The sequence below is a fragment of the Algoriphagus sp. genome (genome assembly GCF_029254265.1).
Lineage (GTDB): Bacteria > Bacteroidota > Bacteroidia > Cytophagales > Cyclobacteriaceae > Algoriphagus.
This window is the reverse complement of the sequence record NZ_JAQWXX010000062.1, coordinates 1-5,323: the sequence shown is the minus strand read 5'-3', so window position 1 is coordinate 5,323 and position 5,323 is coordinate 1. Positions and strand designations below refer to the sequence as shown.

Sequence of the window (5,323 nt, the reverse complement as noted above, 5' to 3'; positions counted from 1 at the left end):
AAAGAATCCAAAGCCACAAACAAAAAGACCTCTACCAACTGCTTCCATCAAACTGGAAAGAATACAGCCTTACCTAAAACCTCTTAAATTCAAATATGGGTTCGTCGGATGGATACGTTTAAGTTGGACAAGTTGGAAACTTTGAGCTCGCTTATCACAGTTGCATTGGCAGAAATAGAGGCAGATTGTGCGTTGGCCAAGGATACAAAGCCTACTGCGAATACCGTAGCGATTAGAATTTTAACTGTTTTTTTCATGGTTTGGATTGTTTGAAATAGATGATACAATTGTTTTTTTAGTTTACCTTCTGATTTTTTCTATTAGGAAACCTAGAAGATTCATCAGTCGGGCAAAATTCCACATACAAGCAGAAAATAAATTTAAACAGAGACTGAAATTTGTCCAACCATCGCATAGTTGGACAAAAAATACAAGTTGCTAGCTATGATTGTCCGCATGTGACCAGTTTGCGAAATACCATAGAACTCCGGATGCTATAAAGGATCAACGAATTACAAGAGTTGGAGAAAAAAGGGTAGTGGAATTAGCTGGAATTACTTTTAAAAAAAATATAGCAAAAAATTAAGAATCGAAATACTGAGATGGTGTTTGGCCTGTCACTTTTTCAAATGCTCTGTAAAATGTATTCTTATTTTTGAACCCTGATTTCGATGCAATAGCTAAAATAGTTTGGTTGGCTATTAAACTTGGATAATGCGCAATGAAGAATTCTACCCGATATTCATTCACCCATCCTCTAAAATTCTTACCAACATATTCATTCAGGATGTAGGAACAATGATGGGAAGGTAATCCCATTTTGGATGCTAAGTCCCCCACAGAGAAATCAGGATTGAGAAATGGCTTTTCGGTTTCGATAAGCGAGATCATTTTTTCTTTAATTCTAACAATTTCTTCTTCACTGATAGTTGAAGCTTGTTTTCTAGTAGCCCTTGGTGGTTTTTTTGACTCTTGACTTTCAATAAGTTCATCCGAATATGCGGATTCATTCGAATCTAAATCCATTGGTTTTAAGGTAGCTGCGAATTCTTTTGAGACAAAAACAAACCCGTACAATATCTTTGGATTGTAAAAAAGATATCCGAAAAAACCTAATAAGATGGTAGACTGGATAAAAACTCTATAATTACTTAAGAATAGATTACTTGTTGAAGCCCCAGCAGAGATATTTATGATAAAATTGACTACCATACTCAAATTTGACAAGGTTGTAATCAAGAGAAAGAATAAAATCCAATTTGTTACAATCGGATTTGTTTTTCTGAATTTTATAATTCCAGATTTTATGACAAGGCGCCAAGTCAAAATAAAATAAGTTACTAGTAATACGTATCGAAATATGGAGATCAAATAATATGGAAAAATCACAAAACTATCCGGAACAAAAAATGCTCGGTGAGCGATAACATCTGAAATAAAATTCGCACGCGTATCAGCATCCAAAAAATAATATGGAATGGAATCTATTAGAGCTATTAAAAATGGGATAAGATGAAGTAAGTCTTTTTTCTGCAATCGGCTTTCATCCCTGATAAAACCTCTTATGTACAGGTACAAGAAAGCTCCATACATAAATAGAAAGGGACCTAACGAATTAATTATTATAGAAACAAAGAAGGTTTGTCCAGTATTGATAGCGATAAAATACAGCATCTGAAGCCCACGCATCCCCATCATGGCAGCCAATAATTTATTCAAATAGGTATTGCCAATAGTTGTAAAAAGCATGTGAACCGAAAAGCCCAACAGGAAAAATGAACTAAATGTAAAAATGTATAAGTTGTATTCCATTCGATAATGATGACTCTTATAAAATTAGGTTATTTCACTGGGACTCAAATTGGATATCAGCTTTTAGCTGCTGTGGTTTGGTGTCAGCCTTTTCAATGACTTGCTAAAAACTTCAATTCTCACCTTCATTTTTTAAAGGAGACATTTTTACAATGCTCATTACAGCTACTGACTGAATCTTACCATAAGCCGTTTTGTACAGGATATGAAAATATTTGTTAGTTCTCAGCTCTGTAAATTCCTCAAGACAAGAAATCTAATTTGAATAACGTTAAGACGGGCATATACCTCAAATCCCGTTATTGTAGTTTAGGTAGGCAAATCATACCATTTCCTAAATGAGTTCAAAAGAACAAAACTTATTGGTTCCTTTTGATTTTAAAAAGAATGGTAAAATGAAGTGATTTAAATTGTAAATAAAATCACTTTTTGCTCGGGAGTAAGAATTTCCAGGAATTAATAGATACGTCTTTATGGACTTTTTTAGAATACATCGCACGAGTTGCATTTTTAAGGCAGGCTTGTTTACAGTAAGGATCTCACCCGCTGAAAAGATTAGAAGGGCAGTATCTGGAAATGTAATCCGGGGTTAAAAATACTCTAAAACCAAAGTCATCGGTTGATTGTCTCTGTAAAATCCAAGCCAGGCGCTTAGCGTAATCCTTCGTGGCACGAAACTTCTGATCAAGAGCCCATTTTGATTAAAATTCAATAAAGCTGGAAATTCTATCAGAGATCGGGCGCTCTCAAGATTGTTCGTATTATCGTTTAAAAAAAAGAATGGGATCGGTTTGCCTGTTTCATTTTGGTTTTTAAAGTCGAGTAAAAATTGACTATTCTCAAATGTCTGCATCTTTATCCATGTCAACTTAACAAAGGAACCATCGTCTGCAATCAAGGCGAAGTTTTTCACTGTTTTCCCATAAAGGTCCGGTCCAACTTCATTGTTTACACTTCTCTCAGAGTCTAGCTTTGAACTTGATCCCGAATTTAACCCCACTCCGGCGGGTAGTTCTATGTTGATTCTTAACGTTTGGTTTTGGGCCATCCCAACCTGTGGAATAAAACAGGCAAACACAATCAAGAATAAAATAAGCTCAATTCGTCTCACCTGCCACATTTACATTGATAGAAATTTGAGTATTGTACTCACCAGCGTAAACAGATCGGATCGGCCCCAAAGTCCCATAGACAAACAGATATACTACCGATTTATGTCTTTCTAAACTCCCTCCAAATACCGAACTAGAGGGCAATGGAATACCTGCAAATTTACCGTTAACAGGAATCGTGATAGTTGTAATCCCGGCAGGCAAATCGATACTTTCTTTTTTAGCTACGATTTCATTGGCGGCATTTTGGTTGTGATATGACATATAGAAAACCATAGGAATAGATTGATCTATGGAAGAATCTCCCTCTTTAGCCAGATATGGAGCATAATCCATAGTTATCACCATCTCATATTCACTTGGAGCCTCAATTTCAAAAACAGCAGTGTTGTCATCTTCTTTGCGAATCTGAACGGGGCCTGAGTTAGCGGTAATCACACTCGAATGCAGGTTAAAATTCAAACTACTACTTCCCATTCCTAGCGGTCGTATCGTAATATCGTCGCTTCCTGACCAAGTGGAAATAGTTGGGCGCTGCCCAAAGGAAGTTTTCGAAAACCCAAAGAGGGAAAATGCAAAGGAGACAAAAAGAATTACAACTCGTGTCATCATATATACTCAAATTCTAGAACGAATTGAGAAAGGTAATTTCCTTGCGCAGCTTGGGAAATATCAAACTCTGCTCCCAGCCAAATAAAAACCTCACCCAGGGCTCCAATGGTGACATCAGCGGACCCTTGGGTCAGCAAGAAACTACCAGACTGAATATCTTCTCCGGCCGCACTCATAGAATACAGCGCCTGGACCACACCTAAACCCTCATTTTGTTCGATGATTGATTCTCTTGGGGTGTAGTTGATTCGGATTGTTCTATTTGGACTTCCTTGGATTTTGAATAGACCTGCATATGTACTAGTAATAGGATTTACAATTATCACACTTCCTTGGACAGACGGACTATACAGATCTAAATCCCTAACAGTAATCAGCCGAAGATTCTCCACTACTACTGCGGAAACTTCAATGGAGTAGGAGGGGGTTTGGGCTCTTATTGAACCAGATACTAGAATGAAAATAATTACTAAAACTATATTTGATTTTATCAAACCACAAATTAAAATTCTAAATAAAACTATAAGTAATTTGACTCCATTTTTCATTATCTGTTCAAGCTAATCGCGTTATTTGCTAATAGTACAAAGGTTTCGAAAAAAGAGAAAGATTTGAATAGCTGTTATAAAAACTTTGTCCAACTATCCGAAAATTGGACAAAATCCTAAACGAGAAAGCAACAAGAAATTCGCTTACTCGAGTAATTTTGTAATCATTTAGAATTTGATTTCTTGAAAGAATTATTATTTTAAAATATTACGTTTACTTAGCTCATAGATAGTGGATATCATATCGGAAGTACCTAATTTAAGCATATTTTTTGATAGATGACTTTCAACGGTACGACCTGAAATTGTTAATCGATCTGCATTAGTTAGTATAAGCAAATCCAATTTTGTCAAATTCAAAATCTTTTTTTACAAGAATCATGATTGTTTTATCTTTTTCAGATATAAAATTGAAAAGTCAGCCTTTTGGCTTAAAAAATTTACCAGAAATTTTTATATTGGATTATATCAATCCAGCTTTGTTTATTGAATAATACCTTTCCTACAAAAAATATTTCCAGAGGAAATGATAACTCCCATACTTCTTTTGTTAATTAAATTTTTACGCTAATTAGGATTCATGAAAGTAATATTTTACAATGGTCAATAAAAAAAGTCCCTAGAAAAATGTCTAAGGACTTTCTGATAAATAAGTCAGATACACTATAGTTGATTTATCTTATAACTAACCATGAGCAGAGCTAGATTTTCATAGTGTTTCAACAATTTAGACAGTATTTTGATAGTTTCTTTTTTTTTATAATAAAATGATTAAAAATGTAAATTAAGCGGAATATTTTCTATTCTACAACTGTATTTCAAATATACAGATATGATACATTATTAGCTGATTGGCTTTACAGTCTTCTATGAAGTCACTTCAATGTGGGAAGTGGGAGTTGTCTGCTTTAAATAAAAAAAATCCAAGGTAATATGAGGGTTTTGAAAAGGATAAGGTAAGCAAAAAAACTTCAATATGGATATAATTGCATTGCTTTTACATATTTCACCGAATAATTCCCGAATAGTTAAGACCTGAAGAATATTTTTTTAGTGACTTGTCTATACATTAATTATGTCAAAAAATAATGAATTAATTTTTAAAATTAGTCTATAACATTTTATAGAGGTGTCCGCTTAACATCATATCATATTTGAGATATACATTTTATCTGCTTTTACCATTCTGATGATTAGATTATTGAAGATGGTGTCTTTGTTCTGGGAGCGATTAATTCG

At 34.3% G+C, this 5,323-nt stretch carries 5 protein-coding genes and 1 pseudogene; all 6 read right to left on the bottom strand.

Features of this window, described 5'->3' with window-relative positions:
* Positions 1–89: 89 nt before the first annotated feature.
* Complete coding sequence (locus tag P8O16_RS09345) at positions 90–257, bottom strand: hypothetical protein (RefSeq protein ID WP_300313695.1); 168 nt, start codon at positions 255–257, stop codon at positions 90–92.
* Positions 258–582: 325 nt separating this feature from the next.
* Positions 583–1,812 carry an AraC family transcriptional regulator gene (locus P8O16_RS09340; protein ID WP_300313692.1) on the bottom strand — a complete coding sequence of 410 codons (1,230 nt, stop codon included), beginning with the start codon at positions 1,810–1,812 and terminating at the stop codon, positions 583–585.
* Between the two features lie 589 nt (positions 1,813–2,401).
* Positions 2,402–2,932, bottom strand: coding sequence for a hypothetical protein (locus tag P8O16_RS09335; protein WP_300313689.1), 531 nt, complete (start codon positions 2,930–2,932; stop codon positions 2,402–2,404).
* Positions 2,910–3,536: a hypothetical protein gene (locus P8O16_RS09330; protein WP_300313687.1), complete on the bottom strand. Its 627-nt coding sequence runs from the start codon at positions 3,534–3,536 to the stop codon at positions 2,910–2,912. Before P8O16_RS09330 ends, P8O16_RS09335 begins: the two co-directional genes overlap by 23 nt.
* Positions 3,533–4,030, bottom strand: coding sequence for a hypothetical protein (locus P8O16_RS09325; protein ID WP_300313685.1), 498 nt, complete (start codon positions 4,028–4,030; stop codon positions 3,533–3,535). The genes P8O16_RS09330 and P8O16_RS09325 overlap by 4 nt, the downstream gene beginning before the upstream one ends.
* Positions 4,031–5,227: 1,197 nt before the next feature.
* Positions 5,228–5,323, bottom strand: a pseudogene (locus tag P8O16_RS09320) (IS1595 family transposase); the annotation flags it as partial.

Coding starts and splice junctions, on each gene's coding strand:
- P8O16_RS09345 (WP_300313695.1), bottom strand. CDS start 257: ATGAAAAAAACAGTTAAAATTCTAATCGCTACGGTATTCGCAGTAGGC.
- P8O16_RS09340 (WP_300313692.1), bottom strand. CDS start 1,812: ATGGAATACAACTTATACATTTTTACATTTAGTTCATTTTTCCTGTTG.
- P8O16_RS09335 (WP_300313689.1), bottom strand. CDS start 2,932: ATGTGGCAGGTGAGACGAATTGAGCTTATTTTATTCTTGATTGTGTTT.
- P8O16_RS09330 (WP_300313687.1), bottom strand. CDS start 3,536: ATGATGACACGAGTTGTAATTCTTTTTGTCTCCTTTGCATTTTCCCTC.